Origin of the sequence: Klebsiella grimontii, from assembly GCF_042137965.1 — a bacterium.
GTDB classification, from domain to species: domain Bacteria; phylum Pseudomonadota; class Gammaproteobacteria; order Enterobacterales; family Enterobacteriaceae; genus Klebsiella; species Klebsiella grimontii.
The window spans coordinates 2419344-2443777 of record NZ_CP169721.1; the positions used below are offsets into that span (position 1 = coordinate 2419344).

Consider the following 24434-nt stretch of genomic DNA (forward strand, 5'->3'; position numbering starts at 1 on the left):
CTCAGTGATAGCCTTCATTTCCGGAAACTTTGCCGCGGAATACGTAGTAGCTCCATGCGGTGTAAACCAAAATCACCGGAATGATGAGCAGGGTGCCTACCAGCATAAAGAGCTGGCTGGCTGGCGGCGCGGAAGCCTCCCACAGCGTGATATGCGGTGGAATGATATTGGGCCACAAACTGATGCCCAGACCGCTGAAGCCGAGAAAAATGAGCCCAAGCGTCAGGAGGAAAGGACGGGCATGGCTGTTGGGGTTAGCGCTCAGGCGCCAGATCCACAGGCTAAAGACGAGAACCAGAATGGGGACCGGCACAAACCAGTAAAAATTGGGCAGGGTAAACCAGCGTTCAGCAACGGAATGCCAGCCCAGCGGCGTCCAGACGCTGACCACGGCGATGACCGCCAGCAGCGCCAGCAGCGTACGGCGGGTCAGCTCGCGCATACGCTGCTGCAGCGCGCCTTCGCTTTTCATAATCAGCCAGGTCGTGCCAAGCAGCGTATAAGCCACCACCAGCCCTAAGCCGCAGAACAGGCTGAAGGGCGTCAACCAGTCCAGCGCGGAGCCGATGAACCTGCGGTCGGCAACGTCAAAGCCGCTGATGACCGCGCCCACGACGATCCCCTGGCTAAAGGTGGCCAACAACGATCCGCCGACAAACGAGTAATCCCAGAACTTTTGGTGGGAGGGGGTGGCCTTAAAACGAAACTCAAAGGCCACGCCGCGAAAGATCAGACCAATTAGCATGGCAGTAAGGGGAATCGTCAGCGCGTCGGCGATCACGGCGTAGGCCAGCGGAAAGGCGCCGAACAGCCCCGCGCCGCCCAGCACCAGCCAAGTCTCATTGCCGTCCCACACCGGGGCGACGCTGTTCATCATCACGTCACGCTCATTGGCGTTGGGGACAAAGCTGAAGACCATACCGATGCCCAGATCGAAGCCGTCCATCACGATATACATCAGGGTGGCAAACACAATGATGACAAACCAGATCACGGGAATATCGATGCCCATTAGCTTTTCTCCTCTTCAGGCACGGCTTCTGCGGCGGAAAGGGGGCGCGCCGGCGTGCCGGAGGTTGACGACGTTAATTCGCTGACGGGCTGCGGCCCTTTTTTAATCAGCCGGATAATATAGTAATAACCGACGCCGAAGACCGAACAGTACACCGCGATAAAGACCAGCAGGCTGACGATCATTTGCGCTGTGCTATGCAGGGAGACCGCGTCCCGGGTGCGTAAAAAACCATAGATAACCCAGGGCTGGCGGCCCGCTTCGGTCGTGATCCAGCCGGCCAACAGCGCCAGCAGCCCCGCTGGACCCATCGCCAGCGCGGACCACTGAAAGGGGCGGGAGTGATAAAGACGCTGCCGATAGCGCAGCCAGAGGCTCCATACGCCAAGGGCTATCATCAACATGCCCATACCCACCATGATGCGAAACGACCAGAAGACGATAAGGGAGTTTGGCCGATCCTCTTTCGGGAAATCTTTCAGGGCAGGGACCTGTTTATTCAGGCTATGGGTGAGGATCAGGCTGCCAAGCGCCGGGATTTCCAGACCGTATTTGGTGCGCTCTTCCGCCATGTCCGGCACGCCAAACAGCAGCAGCGGGGTGGCTTCGCCGGGTTTATTTTCCCAGTGGCCTTCAATGGCGGCGATTTTTGCCGGCTGATGCTGAAGCGTATTAAGGCCGTGCATATCGCCAACCAACGCCTGGATCGGCGCGACCAGCAGAGCCATCCACATCGCCATTGAGAACATTTTGCGTATCGCCGGCGTATCATTGCCGCGAAGAAGATGCCAGGCGGCGGAGGCGCCGACAAACATCGCGCTGCTGAGAAAAGCGGCGATCGCCATGTGCGACAGGCGATACGGGAAAGAGGGGTTGAAGATAATCGCCAGCCAGTCCTGGGGAATAATGTGACCGTTTTCAATGGTAAAACCCTGCGGCGTCTGCATCCAGCTATTGGACGCGAGGATCCAGAAAGTTGACATCAGCGTGCCCAGCGCCACCATGCAGGTGGTGAAAAAATGCAGTCCTGGGGGGACTTTGTTCCAGCCAAAAAGCATGACGCCCAGGAAGCCCGCTTCGAGGAAAAACGCGGTGAGGACTTCGTAAAGCAGCAGGGGACCGGTAATACTCCCGGCAAACTGAGAGAAACCGCTCCAGTTGGTGCCGAACTGATAGGCCATCACCAGGCCTGAAACCACGCCCATGCCGAAATTAACGGCAAAAATTTTCAGCCAGAAATTATACAGTGAGCGCCAGACGTCGTCTTTTGTCCGCAGCCACATCCCCTCCAGCACCACCAGATAGCTGGCAAGCCCAATGGTAATTGCCGGGAAAAGAATATGAAAAGAGACGGTAAATGCGAACTGCAGCCGTGCCAGATTAAACGCGTCGAGTTCAAACATGATCCGGACCCCATCACATAACAACCCCCCGAACCGAGCAGGGGGGAGTGATTAACAACAGGTGCTGATGATTAAGGCTTTTTCTTACCTTCGCCGAGCTCAGCGCCGGTAAGAGGATCGCCCTCGGGGTCGGATTCGGTCCGTTCCGCCATGGCTTTAACCAGAGCCTTCTGCTCGGCTGTTAACCTGACGCTGACGCTCCCGTCTCCGCCGTCTACTGCAGGCTGCGGATCCGCGACATAGTCGAAGTGCCGATCGCTATTCCAGCTACCGCGTATGTCATCGCCCTCCGACATATTGTAGTAGGTGCTGGCGTATTCGGGGAGTGGCGGTAATTTACCGGGCGGATAGTTGTTTCTGATGGACTGAAGCGCTTTTTCAAAAGAGAGCTGGTGGGCGGCTTCCCGGGTCATCAAAAAGGCCAGCGCATCCTTTACTCCGGGGTCATCAGTGACGTTGATCAGGCGCTCATAGATGATTTTGGCTCGCGCCTCCGCCGCCACGTTGGAGCGTAAATCCGCGGTGGGCTCACCAATGGTGTCAATGTAGGCGGCGGTCCAGGGTACTCCGGCGGAGTTGGTCAGCGGCGTACCTCCACCATATAACAAAGAGGTAATATGGCTGTCGTTACCGTTGGCGGTGAGCGAACGGTACAGGTCGGCTTCGTTTTCGGTTCCCTCCGCAAGGGCACCCTTCGCCCCTTTATTGAGCATGCCAACCAGCGAGCCGATAATTTCAAGGTGGCTCAACTCCTCGGTAGCAATGTCCATCAGCATATCTTTACGACCCGGATCATCATCGCTCAGACCCTGAGTAAAATAGCGGCATGCGGCGGCCAGCTCACCCTGAGGGCCGCCGAATTGTTCCAGAAGGAGGTTCGCCAGTCCCGGATTTGGCTCCGCGACCCTTACGGTATACTGAAGTTGCTTAACGTGTCGGAACATCGGCTCTTATCCTTATTGCTTATTTTTTAGCTTCGACGCCTTCGGCTTCAGATCGCAGAAGGAACTCCTCCGTCGTTTGCGGAATATGCTTCAGCAGCCAGTCGGCCATTGCCCGCTCCTCTGCCAGAATTGATTCGATGGCCGGGATCGATGCGACGTCGCCAGCTTTATTCGCAGCGGCAAGCAGGGAGGTATAACAAGCGATTTCAAACTGCTCAAAGACATAACCGCTAATTGACCCTTTAACAATTTCATCGGAAGGGAACATGCCGCCAATGGATTGTCCGAAGGCGGCCATTTTGCTCATTGAATCCTTCAGTACCGAACGCGATATATTATTACGGTCGAGAATCTCCTCCAGCACGGTAATTTGGCGTTTGGTTTCAGTTACGTGCTGTTCAATTCTGCTGCGCAGGTCCGGGTAGTTATCGATGCGGCCCGCCATGGATTCCAGCATGGATTCTGCTTGCTTTTCCATTGCATGCGCATCGCGTAGCCAGTCGTGATAATGTTCAAGGTGATTCATAATCAACTCCTTAATATCGGATTATTATCTGGCTATTTATTTTGTGCGTCTTTATTAATATTGCCGACCGCCAGGTCAGTTAATTTAAGATCGGTTGATTTTTCTTCTTCTAACGTTTCCGCTAAAAGCTTAACCGCTTTTTTATAACCCAGCTGTTGTGCTAAGGTGGCGAGAGTGCCGTAGCTGGCAATTTCATAATGTTCAACCTTTTGCGCAGCGGCAATTAACGCAGCATCCCGCACTTCATTTTTCTCTGTGCTCTCAATCACTTCGTTAGCTTCTTCAATAAGTCCCTCCATCGCCACGCATTTCATACGTTTAATTTTGATGGCAGGTTCTTGCTCGACAATTTGATCGATACGCTCAATCTGCCCCTGGGTCTCTTCAAGGTGGGCCTTGAACGCGGCGCTGAGCTGTTCGCTTGACGCTGCTCTGGCCAATTTAGCCAGTCCGCGGGTTAATTGTTTTTCAGCGCTGTAAGTATCCGATAAAAGATGAATAAATACGTCTTCTATGCTCTTCATATTCATATGGAAATACCTTTTACACAGGAGAATAACTGCGAGTCCGCAGACCCGCAGGATACTCTTTTATTTACAAGAGAACGAGGCGATTAATAATCAGGAATTATCAGATTTACGTCCGCCACCATGACTATTTTGTCCGCCTTTTTTACCGGCTTCAGATGCACGTTGCGGATCGTTTTTAAAGTTCCCACCGCTGTGCTGACCGCCTTTACGTCCAGCTTCAGATGCTTTATCACGGTCTTCAGCGAAATTACCGGAACCACCACGATGTTCTGCCATATTTTCATACCTCTGTTGAGTTTATGTCAGGAAGATACGATTTAGATACGTATCCGTTGTCGTTCAGGAATTAAATTTAGCTGTTATTTCCGAACAGTCAAACCGGTTACTGGTGATATTTTTTTGAAATATTCTGAATTATGCAGCGGTTACCGTTTCGCTTGTTTTTAATGAATATCAGCATAACGGGTTATGATCTAACGAAAGATTTTTATCCGCGAGGGAATATATCCGTGGCCGCTGCGTTAATAAATGCAGGGCAGGCCCGGCGCAGGGCTTTACGTCACTTTACATAACTGCGAAGAATAACTTAGCGGATACTGAACGTTATTAGCAGACGAGTTGAGAAAATCAGAAAATAATGAATTTACAGAGAAAGGGTGATTTTCGGATATTTCAATGCGGGAGATAAAACAGGCACCAGATCACGAGGCTGTGAAATGGTGCGTCCGAGTGGACTCGAACCACCGACCCCCACCATGTCAAGGTGGTGCTCTAACCAACTGAGCTACGGACGCATTATGGTGCGTTTAATTGGACTCGAACCAACGACCCCCACCATGTCAAGGTGGTGCTCTAACCAACTGAGCTATAAACGCATTATGGTGCGTTCAATTGGACTCGAACCAACGACCCCCACCATGTCAAGGTGGTGCTCTAACCAACTGAGCTATGAACGCAATGTTGCAGCGGCAACGGGGACGCATATTAGCGGGAGGGAGGGGTTGTGGCAAGAGGCAAACGTCACTTTTCTTCCAGTTTTCTCGCGATCGCAGAAGTTTTATCCATATTGCTGATATTTTACTGATGCAAAAGAATATTTCTTCATCAACAAGCGATAACGGCGCTGAATCAGCGCCGTTGGTTTCGCCGCGGGCTAGCGCGCCGCGCGCTGTAAAATGATGCTGGAAGGCTGACGCTGCAGGAAACGCATACGCAGCATCATCATCACGGCGGCGGAGGTGAGACCAATAATAAACCCGCACCAGAAACCGGCGGGGCCCATGCGCGGCACGACCAGATCGGTCAGGGCCAGCAGGTAGCCGCTCGGCAGACCCAATACCCAGTAGGCGGTAAAGGTAATAAAGAAGATGGAACGCGTGTCTTTATAGCCGCGCAGGATCCCGCTGCCGATCACCTGAACGGAGTCGGAAATCTGGTAGATGGCCGCGAGCAGCATTAGCTGGGACGCCAGGGCCACGACCTCGGGATTGTCGTTATACAGCAGGGCGATTTGCTTACGCATCAGAATGGTGAACACCGCTGTGAAAACGGCCATGCATACCCCAACGCCGACGCCGGTTCTGGCCGAGGTCTGCGCCTCCAGCGTTGACCCCTGCCCGAGACGGAAGCCGACGCGAATGGTCACCGCGGCCGCCAGCGAGAGCGGCAACACGAACATCAGCGAGCTGAAGTTAAGGGCAATCTGATGCCCGGCCACGTCAACGATCCCCAACGGCGAGACCAGCAGCGCGACGACGGCAAACAGCGTGACTTCGAAAAACAGCGCCAGCGCAATCGGCAGGCCCAGCTGTACCAGACGCTGGATGACGGCGAAATCCGGTTTGCTGAAGCGCTCCTGGAGATGAATATCGCGCATTGAACGCGCGCGGCGCACCCAGAACAGCATGCTGAAAAACATCACCCAGTAAACCGATGCCGTCGCCACGCCGCAGCCAATCCCGCCGAGTTCCGGCATACCGAAGTGACCGTAGATAAAAATGTAGTTCACCGGAATGTTGACCAGCAGGCCGATAAATCCCATGACCATTCCCGGCTTGGTTTTCGCCAGCCCTTCACACTGGTTACGGGCAACCTGAAAGAACAGATAGCCGGGCGCCCCCCACAGCAGCGCGCGCAGGTAGCCGACCGCTTTGTCAGCCATCGCCGGGTCGATGTTATGCATTGAGCTGATAATGTAACCGGCGTTCCACAGCACGACCATTACCAGGATGGAGACGAAGCCGGCCAGCCAGAATCCCTGGCGCACCTGATGGGCGATACGCTCGCGGCGACCAGAACCATTCAGCTGGGCAATAACGGGCGTCAGGGCCAGCAGCAGGCCGTGGCCAAAGAGGATCGCCGGTAGCCAGATGGAGGTGCCGATGGCAACGGCCGCCATGTCGGTGGCGCTATAGCCGCCCGCCATCACGGTATCGACAAAGCCCATGGCGGTTTGGGCGACCTGGGCAAGAATAACGGGTATAGCCAGTGCTAATAACTGACGCGCTTCAATAAAATACTTCTGCACGTGAACACCTATATATTGTTGTTATTGGGGGACTAAAAAAGCCGCCATCGAGGGCAGCAAGAAGAAAAAGCAGAGGGATTTGCCAGACTATTGTAGCGAGGATTAGCCATTTAGCCAGTGAAAAAATTCCTCTGCACGTTGTGCGCTGGCAACCTGTTTTGCCAGCTGTTATTGTTCGTCATAGCCTAAAACGGTACTGATACCGTCACGAATTTATACAGGAGCAAAATATGTTTACCGGTATTGTGCAGGGGACCGCCAAAGTGGTGGCTATTGATGAAAAACCCAACTTTCGCACCCACGTTGTGGAGCTGCCTGAGCATATGCTCGCGGGGCTCGAAACGGGCGCTTCGGTAGCGCACAACGGCTGCTGCTTGACGGTCACGGATATCAATGGCCCGCGAGTGAGTTTTGATCTGATGAAGGAGACCTTGCGGATAACCAATCTGGGCGCGATCCGCGAGGGCGACAGCGTCAACGTTGAGCGCGCGGCCAAATTCAGCGATGAAATTGGCGGCCACCTGATGTCAGGTCATATTATGACCACCGCGGAGGTGGTGAAAATTCTGACCTCGGAAAATAATCGCCAGATTTGGTTTAAGGTTCAGGACCCGACGTTGATGAAATATATCCTCTATAAAGGATATATCGGCGTAGATGGGATTAGCCTCACCGTCGGTGAAGTGACGCCAACTCGGTTCTGCGTGCATTTAATTCCGGAAACGCTGCAGCGCACCACGCTTGGGGTGAAAAAGCTGGGCGATCGGGTGAATATTGAAATCGATCCGCAGACGCAGGCGGTCATCGATACCGTTGAGCGCGTGCTGGCGGCGAAAGAAGCAGAAGCGGCGCTGAAAACGACGGACGAATAATAAAATCCCCCCGCCGAAGCGGGGGATATTTTTAGCGGGCCACGCGCAGGCCGTGTTCGGCCCCGCGAGAAAAAACCACCTGCCACAGTTGGATATCGCGCGCGCGGAAAGCGCCGGCACAGGCATTCAGGTAATAGCTGAACATGCGTTTAAAGCGTTCTGAATAGTTGTCGGCAATATCCGGCCAGCTATTAAGGAAGCGTTCATACCAGGCCATAAGCGTCGTGTCGTAGTCGGCGCCGAAATTATGCCAGTCTTCCATAACAAAATGCGATTCGCTGGCTTCGGCAATATGGCGTACCGACGGCAGACAGCCGTTAGGGAAGATATATTTGTTGATCCAGGGATCAACGCTATGGTCGGTTTTTTTCGAGCCGATGGTGTGGAGCAGGAAACGACCGTCGGGCTTCAGATTACGATCGACCACATCAAAATAGGTGGCGTAATTTTTAGGCCCGACGTGTTCGAACATGCCGACTGAAACAATACGATCAAAGCTTTCGTGCAGGTCGCGATAGTCCTGGAGGAGGATGGTGACGTCGAGGTCCGCGCAGCGCTCCTGCGCCATTTTCTGCTGCTCTGCAGAGATGGTAACGCCCACCACGCTGACCTGGTAGTTTTTGGCCATGTAGTAAGCCAGCCCGCCCCAGCCGCAGCCGATATCCAGCACCCGCATACCGGGCTCAAGCTCAAGTTTACGGCAGATCAGATCCAGTTTAGCCTGCTGCGCGTCATCGAGAGTTTCCGCGTCTTTCCAGTACGCGCAGGAATACTGCATATAAGGGTCGAGCATGCGGCTGAACAGATCGTTGCCTAAATCATAATGCTCTTTGCCGACAATCCAGGACCGTTTTTTACTTTGCAGATTGAATAAGCGTGCGCTGGCGATACGCAAGGTATCTTTGAAATGATGGGGAAGCTGATTTTCCAGTCCGGCGCGTAAAACTTTATGGAAAAAAATATCCAGCCGTTCACAATCCCACCAGCCGTCCATATAGCTTTCGCCGAGCCCCAGCGACCCCTCCTGCAAAACGCGCTTAAAAAAGAGCGGGTTTTTAATCCGTAGATCGGAGGGCGCAGGACCATTAATTTCGATGCCCGCACGGCCTAATAATTCAGCTGCAATTCGGTACCAATCATCATTTGGTACACTGACTACTTCTTCTATACACGATGAACTCATAGCTTCTCCATCACGCCCAAGTGATCAGAACCTTAAAACAGCGTAGACGCTTTTTTGGCTTTGTGAGAAATCTCACGGTTAATCCGTGAGGCTGCTATCCGACGTAGAACAGAGGAAGGGAGGTAACCCTTGCCGAAAGGCCTTCCATGGTGAAACGGGATGCATCCTGCTCCCGTTAAATCAATTAATCTTTCTATTTATGTGATGCCGGATCCAGTATAGGCCGCTAAAAACACGCTTTCAACAAAAATATCTTAGCAAGCTAATTACTGGATTCTATAACTATCAGTAGAATAGCTTACGCATGTGACGATTCTGTTGCCGGATGCGCGGCTTTATACTGCATGCGGTAGCCTATGCCGGCCAGCACGATGGAAACCAGCATCACGCTGGTGGTCGTTTGCAGCGGCGTGGCAATCAGCGTGGAGACCAGCAGGCTGGTCAGGAAGCAGAGGCCAAGCTGCAGAGTGTTTTGCAGCGCCGCGGCACGGCCGGTCGCCTGCGGGAATGGCTTCAGGGCCTGCGCGACGACGATAGGATAAATACCGCCGTTCACCACCGCCATGGCGCAGAACGGAATCATCAACCCAACAAGCGTCGCGTTCTCCTGCAGGCCAACCAGCCAGGTGGCGGCGACGCTGACGGCGAAAATCGCCAGCAGCCAGGGAAGAATTTGCTGCCCCTGCCATTTTTGTAGCGCCGTGCGGCAACCATAACCGCCCACCAGAAACGCGATAGTCTGCGGAACATAGCTCAGGCCAATAACGGTCGGACCGTAGCCCATGTCATGGAGGATAAACGGCGAGCCCGTGAGCCAGGCGAAAAAGCTGGCGGAACAGGCGGCGTAGATCAGCACGTTACCGCTATATTCCCGCGAGCGCAGCAGGGCGAGGAAGGTGAGCTTCTGCTGGACGCTGACGATCGGTTTATTCGCTGGCTTCAGGCGCAGGGCCGGCAGCATCAGCAGCAGGGTAATGGCGAACAGAACGGCAAAAATGGCCTGCCATTCGAAGTGGACCAGCAGCCAGCTGCCAAGCAGCGGCGCCAGCGCCGGCGACAAACCAACCAGCGGCATAATGGCGGCGAAAATACGGTTGGTTCTTTGCGCAGGGTAATAATCGGTTACCATTGCCTGCCAGGTCACCGCGGCGGCGCAAACCCCCAGAGCCTGGATAAAGCGCAGCGCCAGCATCAGGCCGGCATCGCGCACCCACAGCATCCCCAGGCAGCCGACAGCAAAGATAGCCAGACCGCTCAGCAGCACCGGCTTACGGCCATAGCGATCGGAAATGGGGCCCCAGAAGAGCTGCCCAAGCGCAAAGCCCGCCAGGAACAGGCTCAGGCTGGCGCTGACTGAGGCGGCGGAAGTATTCAGATCCTGTTGCATGGCGGCGAAAGCCGGAAGATACATATCGGTGGCCAGAAAGCCCAGTACGCTGAGGCCAGCCAGCCAGACTAAAAATCCTTTCCCAGGTTGTTGCATAACATTCTCTTTTTATTGTGCAGGTACGATGGCGCAGAGTGTAGGGAGTGCATTAAGGCTTGTGAAACGCTAATATTTGTCAGATGAGTTCAAAAATTTTGCAGGCAGAAAATGTGGTCTGAATACTCGCTTGAAGTTGTCGATGCTGTCGCCCGCAACGGCAGCTTTAGCGCCGCCGCCCAGGAACTGCACCGCGTACCCTCGGCCGTCAGCTATACCGTACGTCAGCTGGAGGAGTGGCTGGCGGTGCCGCTGTTCGAACGCCGCCACCGGGATGTGGAATTAACGCCGGCCGGCGTCTGGTTTTTACAGGAAGGGCGATCTGTTATCAAAAAAATGCAGATCACCCGCCAGCAGTGCCAGCAGATCGCCAACGGCTGGCGCGGGCAGCTCTCCATCGCGGTTGATAACATCGTTAAACCCACGCGTATGCGGCAGATGATCGTTGATTTTTATCGCCATTTTGATGACGTCGAGCTGATCGTCTTTCAGGAGGTGTTCAACGGCGTCTGGGATGCGCTCGCCGACGGTCGCGTGGAATTAGCCATCGGCGCGACGCGCTCCATTCCGGTAGGGGGACGCTACGCCTTCCGCGATATGGGGATGCTGAGCTGGGACTGCGTCGTTGCGAGCCACCATCCGCTGGCAAAAATGGCGGGGCCTTTGAGCGATGACGTGTTGCGCAACTGGCCGTCGCTGGTCAGAGAGGATACGTCACGCTCGCTGCCGAAGCGGACCACGTGGCTGCTCGATAACCAGAAGAGGGTAGTCGTGCCGGACTGGGATGCTTCTGAAACCTGCCTCTCCGCCGGACTGTGCGTCGGTATGGTGCCCGGGCATTTAGCGCGTCCGTGGCTGGATAGCGGCGAATGGACGGCGCTGGAGCTGGAGAACCCCTTCCCGGATGCCGCATGCTGCCTGACGTGGCAGCAAAGCGACGCTTCGCCGGCGCTGCTCTGGTTACTGGATTATCTTGGCGATAGCGAAACGCTAAACCGGGAGTGGCTGCGGGCGCCGGAATAACCGACGCCGCAAGCAGGGCTAACGGCGATAATCGACAAACGGACCATCGGCCACGGAACGGCGCTCGACCAGGCGCGGATGGACTTCAATCGACTGCGAGACTTCACGCTTATTGACGATACGGTCCAGCAGCATATTAAAGGCCGCTTCGCCAAGAGAGTCCTTAGGCTGATGAATGGTGGTCAGTGCCGGGCTAAAGTAGCGGGCGTTGCGCACGTTATCATAACCGATCAGCGAAATATCCTGCGGCACGCGCAGGCCCATTTCATCCGCGGCGCAGATGGCGCCCATCGCCATAATATCCCCGCCGCAGAAGATGGCCGTTGGGCGAGGGTGCTGGGCGAGAATTTGCTGCATGGCGCGGTAGCCGGATTCCGGCTCGAAATCACCCTGTACAATCCAGTTTTCCGGGACGTTAATCTGCGCCTCTTCCATCGCTTTCATAAAACCCGCCAGCCGGCCTGCGCCGGTGTTACGCTCCAGCGGGCCGGGGATCACGCCGATGTCGCGATGGCCGCGTTCAACCAGGTAGCGTCCGGCGATATAGCCGCCCTCGAAGGCGTTATCGACGACCGAATCGGTAAAGTCGGCTTTTGCCTCGCCCCAGTCCATCACCACCATCGGGATATGGCGATACTCTTCCAGCATGCTTAACACCGATTCCGGATACTCGGAACACATCACCAGCAGGCCGTCGACGCGTTTCTGCGCCATCATTGACAAATAGGCGCGCTGTTTCTCCGGGTCGTTCCACGCGTTGCCGAGGATCAGGGTGTAGCCCTTCTGGAAACAGCTTTTCTCAACGGCTTCGATAATCTCAGCGAAATAGGCCGCTTCGCTGCTGGTCGCCAGCAGACCAATCGACTTGGTGTGATTGACCTTCAGGCTGCGGGCAACGGCGCTGGGGGAGTAATGCAGCTCTTTTATTGCCGCCCATACCGCATTGCGCGTCTCTTCCGCAACAAAACGGGTTTTGTTAATCACATGTGACACTGTTGTAGTGGAAACGTTTGCGCGCTTCGCTACATCTTTAATAGTTGCCATTACTTCTCACTCCAGACCTTGACCTGATCGTCTGTTTATCGGTACGTAAACGTTTGCCTGTACACACCCTGACGCCAAAATTGAGCATGGCATCACGTCGGGAAAACGACACAGAACGACAGGAAGGGGTCAATGGCCGATACGCTTTCAAATTAGCGTGGGATTTTGTCCGATCTTGGGGCAAAGGGGAAGAGTAAAAATGTGCATCACTCTAAATCTCGGAAGATTTTTACGCTATTCTGTGTAAAAATGAGCAAGCTCACTTTTCATGTGGGGATAATCAGGGGGAAAAATTGATGGATACAAATTTAAAGTTTTCGCTGACAACAACGATTATTGTTTTGGGTTTGATTGTTGCCGCAGGTTTGACCGCAGTACTGCACTAGTTCTGCGATAAGGGAGGGGCCGCTCTCCCTTTTACTCCACCTATTATTATCATTTTCGCAAAAATCTTTTGCCATTTCGTTCACTTTTGTTTTTCTGTGATTGATGTCATGCTTTTGACTTCTGATGAGATGCCGTCGCGGAAGGCGGCCTGATGGAGTCCCTGCATGAAAATCAACTTTCCCCTGCTCGCGCTGGCGATCGGTGCCTTTGGCATCGGCACGACCGAGTTCTCCCCGATGGGGCTATTACCGGTTATCGCTAAAGGCGTTGACGTTTCGATTCCGGCGGCGGGAATGCTGATTAGCACCTATGCCATCGGCGTAATGGTTGGCGCGCCGCTGATGACGCTGCTGCTCTCCCACCGCGCGCGCAGAAACGCGCTGATCTTTCTGATGGCGATTTTTACCCTCGGCAACGTGCTCTCTTCCATTGCGCCGGATTACACCACGCTGCTGCTGTCGCGGATCATTACCAGCCTTAACCATGGCGCTTTCTTTGGCCTGGGCTCGGTGGTGGCGGCAAGCGTGGTGCCAAAACATAAGCAGGCCAGCGCGGTGGCGACGATGTTTATGGGGCTGACGATCGCCAACATCGGCGGCGTACCCGCAGCAACCTGGCTGGGTGAAACCATCGGCTGGCGAATGTCGTTCCTTGCAACGGCGGGGCTGGGCGTGGTGGCGATAATCGGCCTGTGGTTTTCCTTACCGAAGGGCAGCGCCGGCGAGCGCCCAAATGTGAAGCAGGAGCTTTCGGTGCTGATGCGCCCGCAGGTGCTGTCGGCGCTGCTGACTACCGTGCTGGGGGCAGGGGCGATGTTTACGCTCTATACCTATATTTCCCCGGTTCTGCATACCATTACCAACGCCTCTCCGCTGTTTGTCACCGCGATGCTGGTGCTGATCGGCGTGGGCTTTTCGCTGGGCAACTACCTTGGCGGTAAATTTGCTGACCGCTCCGTTTCCGGGACGCTGAAGGGCTTTCTGCTGCTGCTGATGGTTATCATGCTGGCGATCCCGCTGCTGGCGCAATCGCAGGTGGGCGCGGCAATCAGCATGGTGGTCTGGGGCGCGGCGACCTTTGCGGTGGTGCCGCCTTTGCAGATGCGGGTGATGCGCGTGGCCCACGAAGCGCCGGGGCTGTCGTCGTCGGTCAATATCGGGGCTTTCAACCTTGGAAACGCGCTGGGAGCGGCGGCGGGAGGCGCAGTCATTAGCGGCGGCCTCGGCTATGCGTTTGTCCCGGTGATGGGGGCGATTATCGCGGGCGTTGCGCTGCTGTTGGTGCTGTTCAGCGGGCGGGCGCAGCCGGAAGAGGCGTTCGCCAACCGTTAAGATCGCGTGCTGTGAGAGAATAACCGCAGAAGCCAAAAGGCATCTGCGGTTTGCTTTTATGCTGCCAGGTTAGCGGCAACAAACTTCCAGTTTACCAGCGCCCAGAAGTGTTCCAGATAGTTTGGACGGGCGTTACGGTAGTCGATGTAATAAGCGTGTTCCCAGACATCCACGGTCAGCAGCGGAGTCGCGTCGCTGGTCAGCGGCGTACCCGCGTTGCTGGTGGAGACAATGGCCAGGCTACCGTCGGCGTTTTTCACCAGCCAGGTCCAGCCTGCGCCGAAGTTTTTTGCCGCCGCGTCGGTGAATTTGGCTTTAAAATCAGCGAAGCTGCCGAAGGATTTAGCGATAGCGGCCGCCAGTTCGCCTTGCGGCTCGCCGCCGGCGTTTGGCGCGAGACAGTTCCAGTAGAAGGTGTGATTCCAGACCTGCGCGGCGTTGTTGAAGACGCCGCCATCGGAAGAACGCACGATCTCTTCCAGGGTTTTCCCTTCAAACGCGGTGCCTTTGATCAGGTTATTCAGGTTGGTGACGTAGGCCTGGTGGTGTTTACCGTAGTGGTATTCCAGGGTTTCTGCGGAAATGTGCGGCGCCAGGGCGTCTTTTGCATATGGTAATGCAGGTAATTCGAACGACATTGCTACTCTCCTTTTTATAGTTTGTACGCGCAATAACCATGTATTACGCAGGGTAATAGTAGCAAATTAAAAGATGTGGCAAAAGAGAGAGTTACCCTGCCGCCCAAGCGGCAAGGCATATTTAGCGAATGGTTTTCGGCGTCATAACGCGACGCGCGCCGACGTAGTGGCGTACCCAGTAATCGTCGCTTAATGAGGTGATCTGAATATCGCGGCCGGTGCGCGGAGACTGGATAAATTTGCCGTTGCCAACGTAAACGCCGACGTGATCGGCAGTCCCGCGCCCGCGGGTGCGGAAAAAGACGAGATCCCCGCTCTGCAGCTCACCGCGATCCACCGGACGGGCGTCGCGCAGGTGATACATCTCATTGGCGGTGCGTGGAATATGGATTTTAACCAGATCTTTATAGGCGTAATAGACCAGGCCGCTACAATCAAACCCGGTGCGCGGGGAAGTACCGCCCCAGCGATAGGGCTTACCAATCTGATCCATCAGCTTTGACATCGCGGTGCTTTGCGCTTTTTGTACCCGCGCCTTATGCGCATCGGCGATAGTCAACTGCGGCTCATCGGCGATGGGTTTGCAGCGGGTTTTATAGCCTTTACGCACCACGCATTTTTTCTGCACGCTCGCCGTTGCCATCTTGCTTTCCGCTATTGACCTTGTCGAGCTGGCGCACAGTTTTTTATAGCCTTTGCGCAGGACGCATTTTTTGGTGACGCTGGCGGTCTGGCGTGACGCGGTTGATTTGCTGCGGCTGGCGGTCGACGTTTTCTTGCTGGGGGTTTTGGCGGTGGTTTTACTTTTGGAATTGACTGCTTTTTTCTTACGCTCCGCGATCGTGCCCTTGGCCGGATGCGCTTTAGGCGCGGCCGAAGCGTGCGTATGCCCGGAAGCATGCGCCAGCGGCGTAAGTGAAATAGATGTGAAAAGTAATGCACAGAGCGAAATCGCGATTTTGTTAAGACGCGCCACTGAGCACTCCCCTGATTAAATTACAGACATATACAGATGCCTGACGATGAATGACAAACCGCATCGATTCTAAAGCATAAAATCGTGGAGAGTTACTACTCTTTTGTATCTAAAGTCTCGTTTGGTTAACATTTGCAAAAAAATGCTTCCGTCAGCACCCCTGACGCATGAAAAACGCGCAACGCGTTGCCGCGTATAGCAATAAAATGATATTTTTGAGGCAACTTTGGCCGACAGAAGATAAAATGTGGCAAGTGAAAAAAATGTTATTATCGGTCCTGCGTTCAGGGCGCTACAATGACAAATTACTGCCGTAGAGAAGTTTGAGGAAGCACGACAATGAGCACGACTTTAGAAAAAATCCAACATCAAATCGCTGAAAACCCGATCCTGCTGTACATGAAAGGATCACCGAAACTGCCAAGCTGCGGTTTCTCCGCGCAGGCCGTTCAGGCGCTCTCCGCCTGTGGCGAACGTTTTGCCTACGTCGATATCCTGCAAAACCCGGACATCCGCGCAGAGCTGCCAAAATACGCTAACTGGCCAACCTTCCCGCAGCTGTGGGTAGACGGCGAACTGGTCGGCGGCTGCGACATCGTGATTGAAATGTATCAGCGCGGCGAACTGCAGCAGCTGATCAAAGAAACGGCCGCTAAGTATAAAACTGACGAGCCGAAAGCGGAGTAATTCTGCTGCTATTAAAAAAGCGACTTCCGATGAAGTCGCTTTTTTTTATCGTTTATTCTTCGGCCATCGGTAATGGCCAGCCGCCGAGACGCTTCCAGCGGTTGACGATTTCGCAGAACAGCTGGGCGGTTTGTTCGGTATCGTATAGCGCGGAGTGCGCCTGGGTACCATCAAACGCCATCCCTGCGGCAATACAGGCTTTCGACAGCACCGTTTGCCCCAGCGCCAGGCCGCTCAGGGCCGCGGTATCAAAGGTGACGAACGGGTGGAACGGATTACGTTTCAGCCCTGCGCGCTCTGCCGCCGCCATGGTAAAGCTGTGATCGAACGTGGCGTTATGCGCAACCATGATCGCGCGGCTGCAGTCGCTCTCTTTCATCCCTTTACGGACCATTTTGAAAATCGCGTGCAGCGCATCGTATTCGCTCACCGCGCCGCGTTCGGGGTCGTGGGGGTTAATACCGTTAAAAGCCAGGGCTTCGGGCTGCAGGTTGGCGCCCTCAAAAGGTTCAACATGAAAATGCAGCGTTTCGTCCGGCATCAGCCAGCCTTCTTCATCCATTTTCAACGTAATAGCGGCGATCTCCAGCAGGGCGTCGGTTTTGGCATTAAATCCGGCGGTTTCAACATCGATTACCACAGGATAAAAACCGCGAAAACGGTCGCACAGACCATTAAGTTGAACGTTCTCGGACATCAGATTCTCTTAGCTGGAAAAAAGTAGCGCGCATTATGGCAAATTTTGCCGCGCCTTGCAGCAGGCAGGGGGATAAAACAGCGGGCACCGCGGGTGCCCGAGCAGATTAATTGCCGAGGCCTTTACCGGCGTCTTTCTCTTCGATCAGTTCGATTTTATAACCATCCGGATCTTCGACGAAGGCGATAACGGTGGTACCGCCTTTCACCGGACCGGCTTCACGCGTCACGTTGCCGCCGTTCTGGCGAATACGCTCGCAGGCTTCCGCCGCGTTTTCAACGCTCAGTGCGATATGGCCATAAGCGCTGCCGAGATCGTACTTATCAACGCCCCAGTTGTAGGTCAGCTCAATCACGGCGGTATCGCTCTCTTCGCCGTAACCCACGAATGCCAGCGAGTACTTATACTCCGTGTTTTCGCTGGTGCGCAGCAGTTTCATGCCCAGCACGTTGGTGTAAAACTCAATCGAACGTTGCAGGTCGCCAACGCGCAGCATGGTGTGAAGTAAGCGCATAATGTCCCCTATGCAGTTTATGTTGATACAGCAGAGCGTTGAGTATAGCGGCGATAACCCGCCGCTATCAATGGAGGGATTACAGGGTCGGGTAATCGGTATAGCCTTCCGCGCCGCCGCCGTAGAAGCTTTCCGGACGCTGTGGATTCAGAGCGGCCTTTTTCTGCAGGCGCGCGACCAGATCCGGGTTGGCAATGTAGTCGCGGCCGAAGGCCACGGCATCGATCAGGCCTTTACCGATCAGATCGTTTGCCTTTTCGACCGTGTAGGCGCCAGCGCCGATAATGGCGCCGGGGAAACGGTCGCGCACTTTCTGACGGAACTCATCGCTGTACGGCTGGCCGCCGGCCCAGTCCGGCTCGGACATGTGCAGGTAAGCGATGCCGCGTTTGGCCAGCTCTTCGATCAGATAGAGCGCGTCGGCCTCTTCATTCGCACCGTTATCGACGTTCTGGAAGCTGCCAATAGGCGAAACGCGAATACCGATACGGTCGGCGCTCCACTCTTTACTTGCCGCATCAACCACTTCCAGCACCAGGCGCGCGCGGTTTTCCACGCTGCCGCCGTACTGGTCAGTACGGTGGTTGGAAGAGGGGGAAAGGAACTGGTGCAGCAGGTAGCCGTGCGCGGAGTGCAGTTCGACAAGATCAAAACCGGCATCGCGGGCGTTGCCTACCGCCTGACGGAAATCATCAACGATCCCCGGGATCTCATCGGTGTTGAGCGCGCGCGGCATCGAGGTGTCGACGCGAATAGCATGGCCGTTTTCATCGCGCAGCGAGGTACGGGTACCCGCGCTAATGGCCGACGGCGCCACCGGGGCGGCGCCGCCAGGCTGGATGCTGCTGTGCGAAATGCGCCCGGTGTGCCACAGCTGAACGGCAATACGCCCGTTTTCGGCGTGTACGCCGGCGGTGATTTTTTTCCACGCGGCAATCTGTTCCGGGCTGTGCAGACCAGGCGCGCCCGCGTAGCCTTTAGCCTGAGCGGAGATCTGGGTGGCTTCGGAAATAATCAGGCCGGAGCTGGCGCGCTGACGGTAGTATTCACCCATTAGCGGGGTAGGGATATCGCCCGGTTCAATGCTGCGCAGACGCGTCAGCGGAGCCATAAATACGCGGTTGGGCGCGGTTACCGCACCTACTTTCAACGGGGTAAACAACTTTGATTCTGACATAGTGACTCCTGAGTAGACCGGTCGTCTTGAAACTGATGAAATAAAAACGCCTGTTAAACGCCAGGCGCAGCAATAATATTTTTAGCGTGGGCAAGGGCGCTTTCCAGCGGCGTTGCGCTACGCGTAATCTTGGCCTGCAGATTCGCCCCCAGCCACAGGGAGTAGAGCACCTGGGAAAGGGTGAACGCGTCGCCGTCAAACTCAAGGCTGCCTTCCTGACGGCCTTTCTCCAGCGCATCGCCCAGCAGGATAATGATTTGGCTGGCGCCTTTATCCATCGCGGCGCGCATATCTTCCGACAGATCGCAGACCTCCGCCGACAGCTTCACCGTCAGACAGCCGCTAATAATGCCCTGCTGGCAAAATTGCGTCAGCGTATGCTGATAATAGGCCAAAAGGCGATCGCGGTAGTTTCCCTGACCGTGGTCAAAATGCTCCACCAGGCGCTGAAGGTATCCGGCGTAATGATGCTCGAGCAGCGCAACGCCAAAGGCTTCTTTTGAGCGAAAGTAGTGATAGAAAGAGCCTTTCGGCACTTCCGCTGTTTTCAGCAGTTCACTCAGCCCCATGCCGGTAAATCCCCGATGCATGCAGAGCTGCTCGCCGGTGACCAGGATATGTTCGCGGGTGTTGCATTCACTGTGCTTGTTCATAGCGCTCACTGTAATAGACCGATTGGTCTAATGCAAGTCATAATTAAAAATGCCGCCTGGCGCAGAGGGCGATGAACAAAATTTGCGTACGGCGAATGAAACGTCTTCAATAAATAAAGAGATGAGCGGCAGGAGAGGCGAAGTGGCTGAACAACTGGAGTTCTTCCCGGTGCAAAGTCCGTGCCGGGGGATTTGTCAGTCTGATGAACGTGGCTACTGCCGGGGGTGCATGCGCAGCCGCGACGAGCGTTTCAACTGGCAGAAAATGAGCGATGCGCAAAAGCAGGAGGTTCTGCGTCTGTGTCGCCAGCGGCTGCTGCGCAAATTACGCGCGGCTAAGCAGGATAGTGCGGAAGAACCGCAGCAACCCTCACTGTTTTAAGCATAAAATTGCGTATACTCAGGGCACATTTTTGTTGAGGAAGCTGTTATGGTTCAGCGTATTGCTATGGCTCCGCAGGGGCCGGAATTTTCTCGTTTTGTGATGGGCTACTGGCGTTTGATGGACTGGAATATGTCCGCGAAAGCGCTGGTGAGCTTTGTTGAGCAACACCTGGATCTGGGCGTCACCACTATCGATCACGCCGATATTTACGGCGACTATCGCTGTGAGGCGGCGTTTGGCGAAGCGCTAAAGCTGGCTCCGCATCTGCGCAGCCGGATGGAAATCGTCACCAAATGCGGGATAGCCACTAAAGCGCGGGCGGAAAACACCATCGGCCACTATATTACCGACCGCGACCATATCGTTCTCAGCGCCGAACAGTCGCTGCGTAATCTGGCAACCGACCATCTTGATCTGCTGCTAATCCATCGTCCGGACCCGCTGATGGATGCGGATGAAGTCGCGGAGGCGTTCCTTGCCCTCCACCATAGCGGCAAAGTTCGCCACTTCGGCGTATCTAACTTTACTCCCGCCCAGTTTACCCTGCTGCAGTCGCGCCTGCCGTTTACGCTCGCGACCAACCAGGTGGAAATTTCCCCGGTCCATCAGCCGCTGCTGCTGGACGGTACGCTGGATCTGCTTCAGCAGCTGCGTATCCGGCCGATGGCCTGGTCCTGCCTCGGCGGCGGACGTTTATTTAACGATGACAGCTTCCAGCCGCTGCGCGATGAGTTGGCGCGCGTTGCTCAGGAGCTAAATGCGGAGAGCATTGAGCAGGTGGTGTACGCCTGGATCCTGCGTCTGCCATCGCAGCCGTTGCCGATCATCGGCTCAGGCAAAATCGAGCGCGTGCGCTCCGCGGTGGTTGCTGAAAAGCTAAACATGAGCCGCCAGCAGTGGTTCCGCATTCGTAAAGCGGCGTTAGGCTACGACGTTCCGTAAACACCGACACCTCAGCAATGGCCTACACTTTAGTAGCGATAGAGCCATTAAGGAGGTGTTATGCAACGATGTATTCTCGCCATACTTACCCTGGCCGCGTGCGCAGGCGCGCAGGCGGCCAGTGAAAGCGTCGATATCAATCTTGTTACCAGCCAGAGCGTCGGTCAGGCTATCGGTAGCGTTAAAATCAGCGAAACCGAGAAAGGTCTGGAGTTTACGCCAGACCTGAAGGCGCTGCCTCCCGGCGAGCACGGCTTCCATATCCACGCCAACGGCAGCTGCCAGCCCGCGATTAAAGGGGGCAAAGCCGTCGCCGCTGGCGCAGCCGGCGGGCACTACGATCCGCAAAAAACCGGAAAGCATGAAGGTCCTGACGGCGCCGGGCATCTCGGCGATCTGCCATTCCTGGTGGTCAACAACGACGGTAAAGCCACCCAGCCGGTAGTGGCACCGCGTTTAAAAACGCTGGATGAGGTGAAAGGCAAGGCGCTGATGATTCACGTGGGGGGCGACAATATGTCCGATAGCCCGCAGCCCCTTGGCGGCGGCGGCGAGCGGTTTGCCTGCGGCGTGATTAAGTAGTTCTTTCCGTCAGGGTTCCGGCAATCGGCGCCTGCTCCAGCTGCGACAGCGCGCACCATAGCCGCCAGATAACCGCCGCCAGCTCTTTGGCCGCCGGCTGGTGGTGGTGATTAAGCGCGTCGCAGATGCGCTGCAGCTCCTGGAGCGTAGAGGCGAGCGGGCGCTGCTGTACCCCGCGCTCGCTCATTACATCCCGCAGCAGGCTGATACATAAATCACGCACCTGCGATAGCGGGTCGGAACGGGTTTCCCACTCGCGCAGCTGCCACACCACGTGGGAACAGTTGAGCAACACCACGCCCCAGCGCAGCAGCCAGCGGCGCGCCAGCGCATCCTGGCTATTGCTGAGCTGGCTAATATGGTGGTAAACCAGCGATTCAAATTCGTGCTCGCTGTGCTGCGGGCGGCGGCTGAGCTGGTCAACAAAGTGACGCCGTAACGCACGGATATGGCGGCGGCTTTTACGCGCGTCCGAACCCGGGCTGATAATGGCGAACGCCAGCCAGGCGAGGCCTACGCCAATGATTTTCCCCAGATTATCGTTAAGAAACGACGCGTAGTCATAGACCGGCGGGTTGGTGACCGAAATAAACGACCCCATAAAGACAATCAGCTGACCCCATAGTCCGGCGAGCTTAGGCATCTGTAGCTTCAGCAGCTGCATGGTCGTCAGCAGCGGAAACAGGAACAGCAGAAACTGCCATAAATCGGTGATCTGCACCATCAGGCCAAACTTCACAACAAAGCTAAAGAGCGAAAGCAGGATCAGGGTGCGCATCAACAGCGTTAAGGACTTAAACGGCGAAGGAGAGACCGAATAGAGGACGCAGCAGATAGCCGCCAGGGTCAGGGCAGCGGCGCAGGCCTGCCACTGGGTGCTAATTCCCCATGCGCCGACCATTACCAGCGCGCAGAAAGTGCGAACGCCGTTCCACAAGGCTTCGGCCTGGTCGGTATGGCGGGCCAGCGCTGGCGCGGAAGGCACGTTAAATTCAGTCACCGCGGTGGCGTTTTCGATGCGCGTGAGCCAGCGGCTGCTCACCAGGTAGAGACGACAAAAGTAGCGCAGACGCTTCCAGAAGGCGATATGCCGGTAATCAGCGTCCGCGGGCGGCGCCAGCGGGGCGATGATGCGGGCGACGCTCAAGGCATCGGCGTTTGTATACGCTAATTCGTTAAGCAGTGACTCCAGAATCTCGCGGGTGCGGGCGGGCGCGGTGGGCCAGTTGAGCAGCATCCGCCGCAGGCTCGAAATCACGCTGGTCATTCGCAGCTGCTGATGCAGCAGATAGTTCAGCAGCGGGTTTTGCCGACGAAAGCGATAGTGGCTCCAGAAGGCCTGGATACGCAGCAAATTCATGGTCAGGATTTGCCCAATCACGCTCTCGTGCGCGGTGCGGATCGCATCGGTGGTTTCCGGCACCCACAGCAGGCTGGCGTGTTCCAGCAGGCGCGCGTGCATATTTTTCAGCGCCGTCAGCAGCGTAGCGCCATCGGACGTGCTCGGTAAAATCATCATCATCAGCCCGCCGCACAAAATACCGACGATAACCTCGCAGACGCGCGACTGGGCGATAGTCCACAGTTCGTTGGCGTCAGTGATATTGATAACCGGAAAAGCGATGATCGCGCAGGTATAGCCCGCGAGCTGGAAAGCGTAGGCGACGTTATTGGTGAACATCGCGCAGGCCCAGGTACAGAGGGCTATCCACGCTGAAATGCTGAAGAGAAACAGCCACGGATCGTTGAGCGTGTGCCCGGCCAGCAGCAGCGCCGCGCAGGCGCCGAGCAGGCTGCCGGCAATACGCCCGAAGCTTTTGCTGATCACGCCGCCGACGGTGGGAAAGCTGACCACCGCGGCGGAGGTCATTGCCCAGTAGGGTTCGTCAAGATTCAGCCAGTAGGCGACGCTCAGCGCCAGGCACATGGCAATCCCGTTGCGCAGGGCATAGCGCCACTGCGGACGGCTGGCCTTAATCCACGGGAGCGCGCGCCACGACAGGGCCTGCAGCTTCATTACTGCGCGCCGATGGCAACGGTACAGGTGGTACCGGAGACCAGGGTGGTATCCGGCGGCAGATGGTCAAACTCAATGCGTACCGGGACGCGCTGAGCAAGGCGGACCCAGGGAATATTCGGTTTAATATTCGCCACTAGCCCGCCGCTGCTCTCCACGCTCTGGTCGACTATCGCGCGTCCGATGCTGCCAACGTGACCCTGTAACTTTTGCTTGCTGCTATAAAGAATAATCTGCGCGCTATCGCCGGGACGAATATGACGCAGTTTCGTTTCTTCAAAATAACCCACCACGTAGAAGGAGTGGCTGTCGACGAGGGCGAAAACCGGGTGGCCAACGGCGGCGTAGTCGCCAACGCGGGTCGAGAGATTGGTGACCCAGCCGTCAACCGGCGCTTTGATTTCCGTCTGCGTGAGCTGCCATTGGGCATGATCGAGCGTGGCCTGCGCCACGCCAACCACCGCCTTAGCGGCTTCGAGGTTGGTCGTCGCGGTATTCAGCGCGGTATTGGCGTTTTCTAAATCTTCTGCTGAGATGAAATTCTGGGAAAGATGACGCCGGCGGTTAGCATCGCTGGCGGCTTTTTTCTGTTCCGCCTGCGCGCGGGCGACTTCTGCTTTGGCTTTAGCGAGCTGCGCGCGGGCGTTGAGCAGGGCAATTTTATACGGCGTGTCGTCGATTCTGAACAGCACCTCTCCGGCCTTCACCAGCTGGTTATCGCGCACGTTTAGCTGCAGGATGCTGCCGGAAACCTGCGGCGTAACGCCAACCTGTTCGGCGCGCACCTTGCCGTCGCGGGTCCACGGGGATTGCGTGTAGTAATTCCAGACCAGCCAGGCGGCAATAATGGCCAGCGCGGCGACCAGCAGCGTGGATAAGTATTTTAGTTTCTTCATGGAAT

Annotated in this window: 26 protein-coding genes and 3 tRNA genes; 8 read left to right on the forward strand and 21 right to left on the reverse strand. The window is 55.8% G+C overall.

Annotation, left to right across the window (positions count from 1 at the left end):
- Position 1: 1 nt before the first annotated feature.
- From cydB to mdtK, 10 genes are all read right to left on the reverse strand, one after another.
- Positions 2-1012, reverse strand: coding sequence for a cytochrome d ubiquinol oxidase subunit II (gene cydB / locus ACE3MN_RS11460; protein ID WP_024357961.1), 1011 nt, complete (start codon positions 1010-1012; stop codon positions 2-4).
- On the reverse strand, positions 1012-2415 hold the full coding sequence (locus tag ACE3MN_RS11465) for a cytochrome ubiquinol oxidase subunit I (RefSeq protein WP_024357962.1): 1404 nt from the start codon (positions 2413-2415) through the stop codon (positions 1012-1014). Before ACE3MN_RS11465 ends, cydB begins: the two co-directional genes overlap by 1 nt.
- A gap of 71 nt (positions 2416-2486) precedes the next feature.
- Entirely contained in the window at positions 2487-3359 is an 873-nt protein-coding gene (locus tag ACE3MN_RS11470) for a manganese catalase family protein (protein WP_004136760.1), read from the reverse strand.
- Positions 3360-3378: 19 nt separating this feature from the next.
- Entirely contained in the window at positions 3379-3885 is a 507-nt protein-coding gene (locus ACE3MN_RS11475; RefSeq protein ID WP_004136762.1) for a ferritin-like domain-containing protein, read from the reverse strand.
- Positions 3886-3917: 32 nt separating this feature from the next.
- Positions 3918-4415: a ferritin-like domain-containing protein gene (locus ACE3MN_RS11480; protein WP_004136765.1), complete on the reverse strand. Its 498-nt coding sequence runs from the start codon at positions 4413-4415 to the stop codon at positions 3918-3920.
- Positions 4416-4505: 90 nt separating this feature from the next.
- Positions 4506-4691, reverse strand: a complete 186-nt coding sequence (locus ACE3MN_RS11485) for a general stress protein (RefSeq protein ID WP_004136767.1) — start codon at positions 4689-4691, stop codon at positions 4506-4508.
- Positions 4692-5132: 441 nt separating this feature from the next.
- Positions 5133-5209 (reverse strand) — tRNA-Val (locus ACE3MN_RS11490).
- Positions 5210-5213: 4 nt separating this feature from the next.
- Positions 5214-5290: transfer RNA gene (locus ACE3MN_RS11495), tRNA-Val, on the reverse strand.
- A gap of 4 nt (positions 5291-5294) precedes the next feature.
- Positions 5295-5371, reverse strand: a tRNA-Val gene (locus ACE3MN_RS11500).
- 197 nt (positions 5372-5568) lie between these two features.
- Entirely contained in the window at positions 5569-6942 is a 1374-nt protein-coding gene (gene mdtK, locus ACE3MN_RS11505) for an MdtK family multidrug efflux MATE transporter (protein WP_024357964.1), read from the reverse strand.
- Between the two features lie 230 nt (positions 6943-7172).
- Here mdtK and ACE3MN_RS11510 point away from each other — a divergent pair, with 230 nt between their 5' ends.
- Positions 7173-7814, forward strand: coding sequence for a riboflavin synthase subunit alpha (locus tag ACE3MN_RS11510; protein WP_102649696.1), 642 nt, complete (start codon positions 7173-7175; stop codon positions 7812-7814).
- A gap of 31 nt (positions 7815-7845) precedes the next feature.
- Here ACE3MN_RS11510 and cfa read toward each other — a convergent pair whose 3' ends face one another.
- Together cfa and punC are read right to left on the reverse strand one after the other, a co-directional pair.
- Positions 7846-8997 (reverse strand): cyclopropane fatty acyl phospholipid synthase, encoded by a 1152-nt coding sequence (cfa, locus tag ACE3MN_RS11515; RefSeq protein WP_004136772.1) that lies wholly within the window; start codon positions 8995-8997, stop codon positions 7846-7848.
- A 298-nt stretch (positions 8998-9295) separates the two neighbouring features.
- A complete protein-coding gene (gene punC, locus ACE3MN_RS11520; protein ID WP_375364371.1) occupies positions 9296-10480 on the reverse strand; it encodes a purine nucleoside transporter PunC in 1185 nt (394 codons plus the stop codon).
- 111 nt (positions 10481-10591) lie between these two features.
- On the opposite strand from punC, the gene punR reads away from it, so the two are divergent.
- Entirely contained in the window at positions 10592-11503 is a 912-nt protein-coding gene (gene punR, locus ACE3MN_RS11525) for a DNA-binding transcriptional activator PunR (protein ID WP_004119464.1), read from the forward strand.
- An 18-nt stretch (positions 11504-11521) separates the two neighbouring features.
- Here the strand turns inward: punR and purR are convergent, their stop codons facing one another.
- Complete coding sequence (gene purR, locus ACE3MN_RS11530) at positions 11522-12547, reverse strand: HTH-type transcriptional repressor PurR (protein WP_004119465.1); 1026 nt, start codon at positions 12545-12547, stop codon at positions 11522-11524.
- Between the two features lie 296 nt (positions 12548-12843).
- On the opposite strand from purR, the gene ACE3MN_RS11535 reads away from it, so the two are divergent.
- Both ACE3MN_RS11535 and ACE3MN_RS11540 read left to right on the forward strand, forming a co-directional pair.
- Positions 12844-12933: a YnhF family membrane protein gene (locus tag ACE3MN_RS11535; RefSeq protein WP_049082851.1), complete on the forward strand. Its 90-nt coding sequence runs from the start codon at positions 12844-12846 to the stop codon at positions 12931-12933.
- 165 nt (positions 12934-13098) lie between these two features.
- Positions 13099-14265 (forward strand): MFS transporter, encoded by a 1167-nt coding sequence (locus ACE3MN_RS11540; protein WP_375364372.1) that lies wholly within the window; start codon positions 13099-13101, stop codon positions 14263-14265.
- A 56-nt stretch (positions 14266-14321) separates the two neighbouring features.
- On the opposite strand, the gene sodB is transcribed toward ACE3MN_RS11540, so the two are convergent.
- The gene (gene sodB, locus ACE3MN_RS11545; RefSeq protein WP_004119467.1) at positions 14322-14903 is read right to left on the reverse strand and encodes a superoxide dismutase [Fe]; all 582 of its coding nucleotides are present in this window, start codon (positions 14901-14903) and stop codon (positions 14322-14324) included.
- A gap of 121 nt (positions 14904-15024) precedes the next feature.
- The gene (locus tag ACE3MN_RS11550; RefSeq protein WP_181511805.1) at positions 15025-15879 is read right to left on the reverse strand and encodes a C40 family peptidase; all 855 of its coding nucleotides are present in this window, start codon (positions 15877-15879) and stop codon (positions 15025-15027) included.
- 339 nt (positions 15880-16218) lie between these two features.
- Here ACE3MN_RS11550 and grxD point away from each other — a divergent pair, with 339 nt between their 5' ends.
- Positions 16219-16566, forward strand: coding sequence for a monothiol glutaredoxin 4 (grxD, locus tag ACE3MN_RS11555; protein WP_004119469.1), 348 nt, complete (start codon positions 16219-16221; stop codon positions 16564-16566).
- Positions 16567-16618: 52 nt separating this feature from the next.
- Here grxD and rnt read toward each other — a convergent pair whose 3' ends face one another.
- From rnt to ACE3MN_RS11575, 4 genes are all read right to left on the reverse strand, one after another.
- Positions 16619-17263, reverse strand: a complete 645-nt coding sequence (gene rnt, locus ACE3MN_RS11560) for a ribonuclease T (protein WP_024357969.1) — start codon at positions 17261-17263, stop codon at positions 16619-16621.
- Positions 17264-17369: 106 nt separating this feature from the next.
- A complete protein-coding gene (gloA, locus tag ACE3MN_RS11565) occupies positions 17370-17777 on the reverse strand; it encodes a lactoylglutathione lyase (RefSeq protein WP_004119471.1) in 408 nt (135 codons plus the stop codon).
- 79 nt (positions 17778-17856) lie between these two features.
- On the reverse strand, positions 17857-18954 hold the full coding sequence (locus tag ACE3MN_RS11570) for an alkene reductase (RefSeq protein ID WP_024357970.1): 1098 nt from the start codon (positions 18952-18954) through the stop codon (positions 17857-17859).
- Between the two features lie 53 nt (positions 18955-19007).
- Positions 19008-19607 (reverse strand): TetR/AcrR family transcriptional regulator, encoded by a 600-nt coding sequence (locus ACE3MN_RS11575; protein ID WP_024357971.1) that lies wholly within the window; start codon positions 19605-19607, stop codon positions 19008-19010.
- 121 nt (positions 19608-19728) lie between these two features.
- Between ACE3MN_RS11575 and ACE3MN_RS11580 the strand changes: the two genes are divergently transcribed.
- Genes ACE3MN_RS11580 through sodC form a run of 3 tightly spaced genes read left to right on the forward strand, consistent with a single transcriptional unit; the run spans position 19729 to position 21516 of the window.
- Complete coding sequence (locus tag ACE3MN_RS11580) at positions 19729-19989, forward strand: DUF1289 domain-containing protein (protein WP_171820842.1); 261 nt, start codon at positions 19729-19731, stop codon at positions 19987-19989.
- Between the two features lie 48 nt (positions 19990-20037).
- Positions 20038-20934 (forward strand): aldo/keto reductase family oxidoreductase, encoded by an 897-nt coding sequence (locus ACE3MN_RS11585; RefSeq protein WP_064371806.1) that lies wholly within the window; start codon positions 20038-20040, stop codon positions 20932-20934.
- Between the two features lie 60 nt (positions 20935-20994).
- Positions 20995-21516 carry a superoxide dismutase [Cu-Zn] SodC gene (sodC, locus tag ACE3MN_RS11590; protein ID WP_064371805.1) on the forward strand — a complete coding sequence of 174 codons (522 nt, stop codon included), beginning with the start codon at positions 20995-20997 and terminating at the stop codon, positions 21514-21516.
- On the opposite strand, the gene ACE3MN_RS11595 is transcribed toward sodC, so the two are convergent.
- Together ACE3MN_RS11595 and ACE3MN_RS11600 are read right to left on the reverse strand one after the other, a co-directional pair.
- Positions 21509-23533: an FUSC family protein gene (locus tag ACE3MN_RS11595; RefSeq protein WP_064342802.1), complete on the reverse strand. Its 2025-nt coding sequence runs from the start codon at positions 23531-23533 to the stop codon at positions 21509-21511. The genes sodC and ACE3MN_RS11595 overlap by 8 nt on opposite strands.
- Positions 23533-24429: an HlyD family secretion protein gene (locus ACE3MN_RS11600; RefSeq protein WP_004136796.1), complete on the reverse strand. Its 897-nt coding sequence runs from the start codon at positions 24427-24429 to the stop codon at positions 23533-23535. The genes ACE3MN_RS11595 and ACE3MN_RS11600 overlap by 1 nt, the downstream gene beginning before the upstream one ends.
- Between the last annotated feature and the right edge of the window lie 5 nt (positions 24430-24434).

Bases quoted from the DNA above. Each gene is read 5' to 3' on its own strand.
- ACE3MN_RS11480 (WP_004136765.1), bottom strand. From the start codon at position 4,415: ATGAATATGAAGAGCATAGAAGACGTATTTATTCATCTTTTATCGGAT.
- ACE3MN_RS11575 (WP_024357971.1), bottom strand. From the start codon at position 19,607: ATGAACAAGCACAGTGAATGCAACACCCGCGAACATATCCTGGTCACC.
- ACE3MN_RS11595 (WP_064342802.1), bottom strand. From the start codon at position 23,533: ATGAAGCTGCAGGCCCTGTCGTGGCGCGCGCTCCCGTGGATTAAGGCC.
- rnt (WP_024357969.1), bottom strand. From the start codon at position 17,263: ATGTCCGAGAACGTTCAACTTAATGGTCTGTGCGACCGTTTTCGCGGT.
- gloA (WP_004119471.1), bottom strand. From the start codon at position 17,777: ATGCGCTTACTTCACACCATGCTGCGCGTTGGCGACCTGCAACGTTCG.
- grxD (WP_004119469.1), top strand. From the start codon at position 16,219: ATGAGCACGACTTTAGAAAAAATCCAACATCAAATCGCTGAAAACCCG.
- ACE3MN_RS11475 (WP_004136762.1), bottom strand. From the start codon at position 3,885: ATGAATCACCTTGAACATTATCACGACTGGCTACGCGATGCGCATGCA.
- ACE3MN_RS11535 (WP_049082851.1), top strand. From the start codon at position 12,844: ATGGATACAAATTTAAAGTTTTCGCTGACAACAACGATTATTGTTTTG.
- ACE3MN_RS11585 (WP_064371806.1), top strand. From the start codon at position 20,038: ATGGTTCAGCGTATTGCTATGGCTCCGCAGGGGCCGGAATTTTCTCGT.
- cydB (WP_024357961.1), bottom strand. From the start codon at position 1,012: ATGGGCATCGATATTCCCGTGATCTGGTTTGTCATCATTGTGTTTGCC.
- punR (WP_004119464.1), top strand. From the start codon at position 10,592: ATGTGGTCTGAATACTCGCTTGAAGTTGTCGATGCTGTCGCCCGCAAC.
- ACE3MN_RS11600 (WP_004136796.1), bottom strand. From the start codon at position 24,429: ATGAAGAAACTAAAATACTTATCCACGCTGCTGGTCGCCGCGCTGGCC.
- sodC (WP_064371805.1), top strand. From the start codon at position 20,995: ATGCAACGATGTATTCTCGCCATACTTACCCTGGCCGCGTGCGCAGGC.
- sodB (WP_004119467.1), bottom strand. From the start codon at position 14,903: ATGTCGTTCGAATTACCTGCATTACCATATGCAAAAGACGCCCTGGCG.
- ACE3MN_RS11580 (WP_171820842.1), top strand. From the start codon at position 19,729: ATGAGCGGCAGGAGAGGCGAAGTGGCTGAACAACTGGAGTTCTTCCCG.
- cfa (WP_004136772.1), bottom strand. From the start codon at position 8,997: ATGAGTTCATCGTGTATAGAAGAAGTAGTCAGTGTACCAAATGATGAT.
- ACE3MN_RS11540 (WP_375364372.1), top strand. From the start codon at position 13,099: ATGAAAATCAACTTTCCCCTGCTCGCGCTGGCGATCGGTGCCTTTGGC.
- ACE3MN_RS11470 (WP_004136760.1), bottom strand. From the start codon at position 3,359: ATGTTCCGACACGTTAAGCAACTTCAGTATACCGTAAGGGTCGCGGAG.
- ACE3MN_RS11465 (WP_024357962.1), bottom strand. From the start codon at position 2,415: ATGTTTGAACTCGACGCGTTTAATCTGGCACGGCTGCAGTTCGCATTT.
- ACE3MN_RS11510 (WP_102649696.1), top strand. From the start codon at position 7,173: ATGTTTACCGGTATTGTGCAGGGGACCGCCAAAGTGGTGGCTATTGAT.
- punC (WP_375364371.1), bottom strand. From the start codon at position 10,480: ATGCAACAACCTGGGAAAGGATTTTTAGTCTGGCTGGCTGGCCTCAGC.
- purR (WP_004119465.1), bottom strand. From the start codon at position 12,547: ATGGCAACTATTAAAGATGTAGCGAAGCGCGCAAACGTTTCCACTACA.
- ACE3MN_RS11570 (WP_024357970.1), bottom strand. From the start codon at position 18,954: ATGTCAGAATCAAAGTTGTTTACCCCGTTGAAAGTAGGTGCGGTAACC.
- ACE3MN_RS11485 (WP_004136767.1), bottom strand. From the start codon at position 4,691: ATGGCAGAACATCGTGGTGGTTCCGGTAATTTCGCTGAAGACCGTGAT.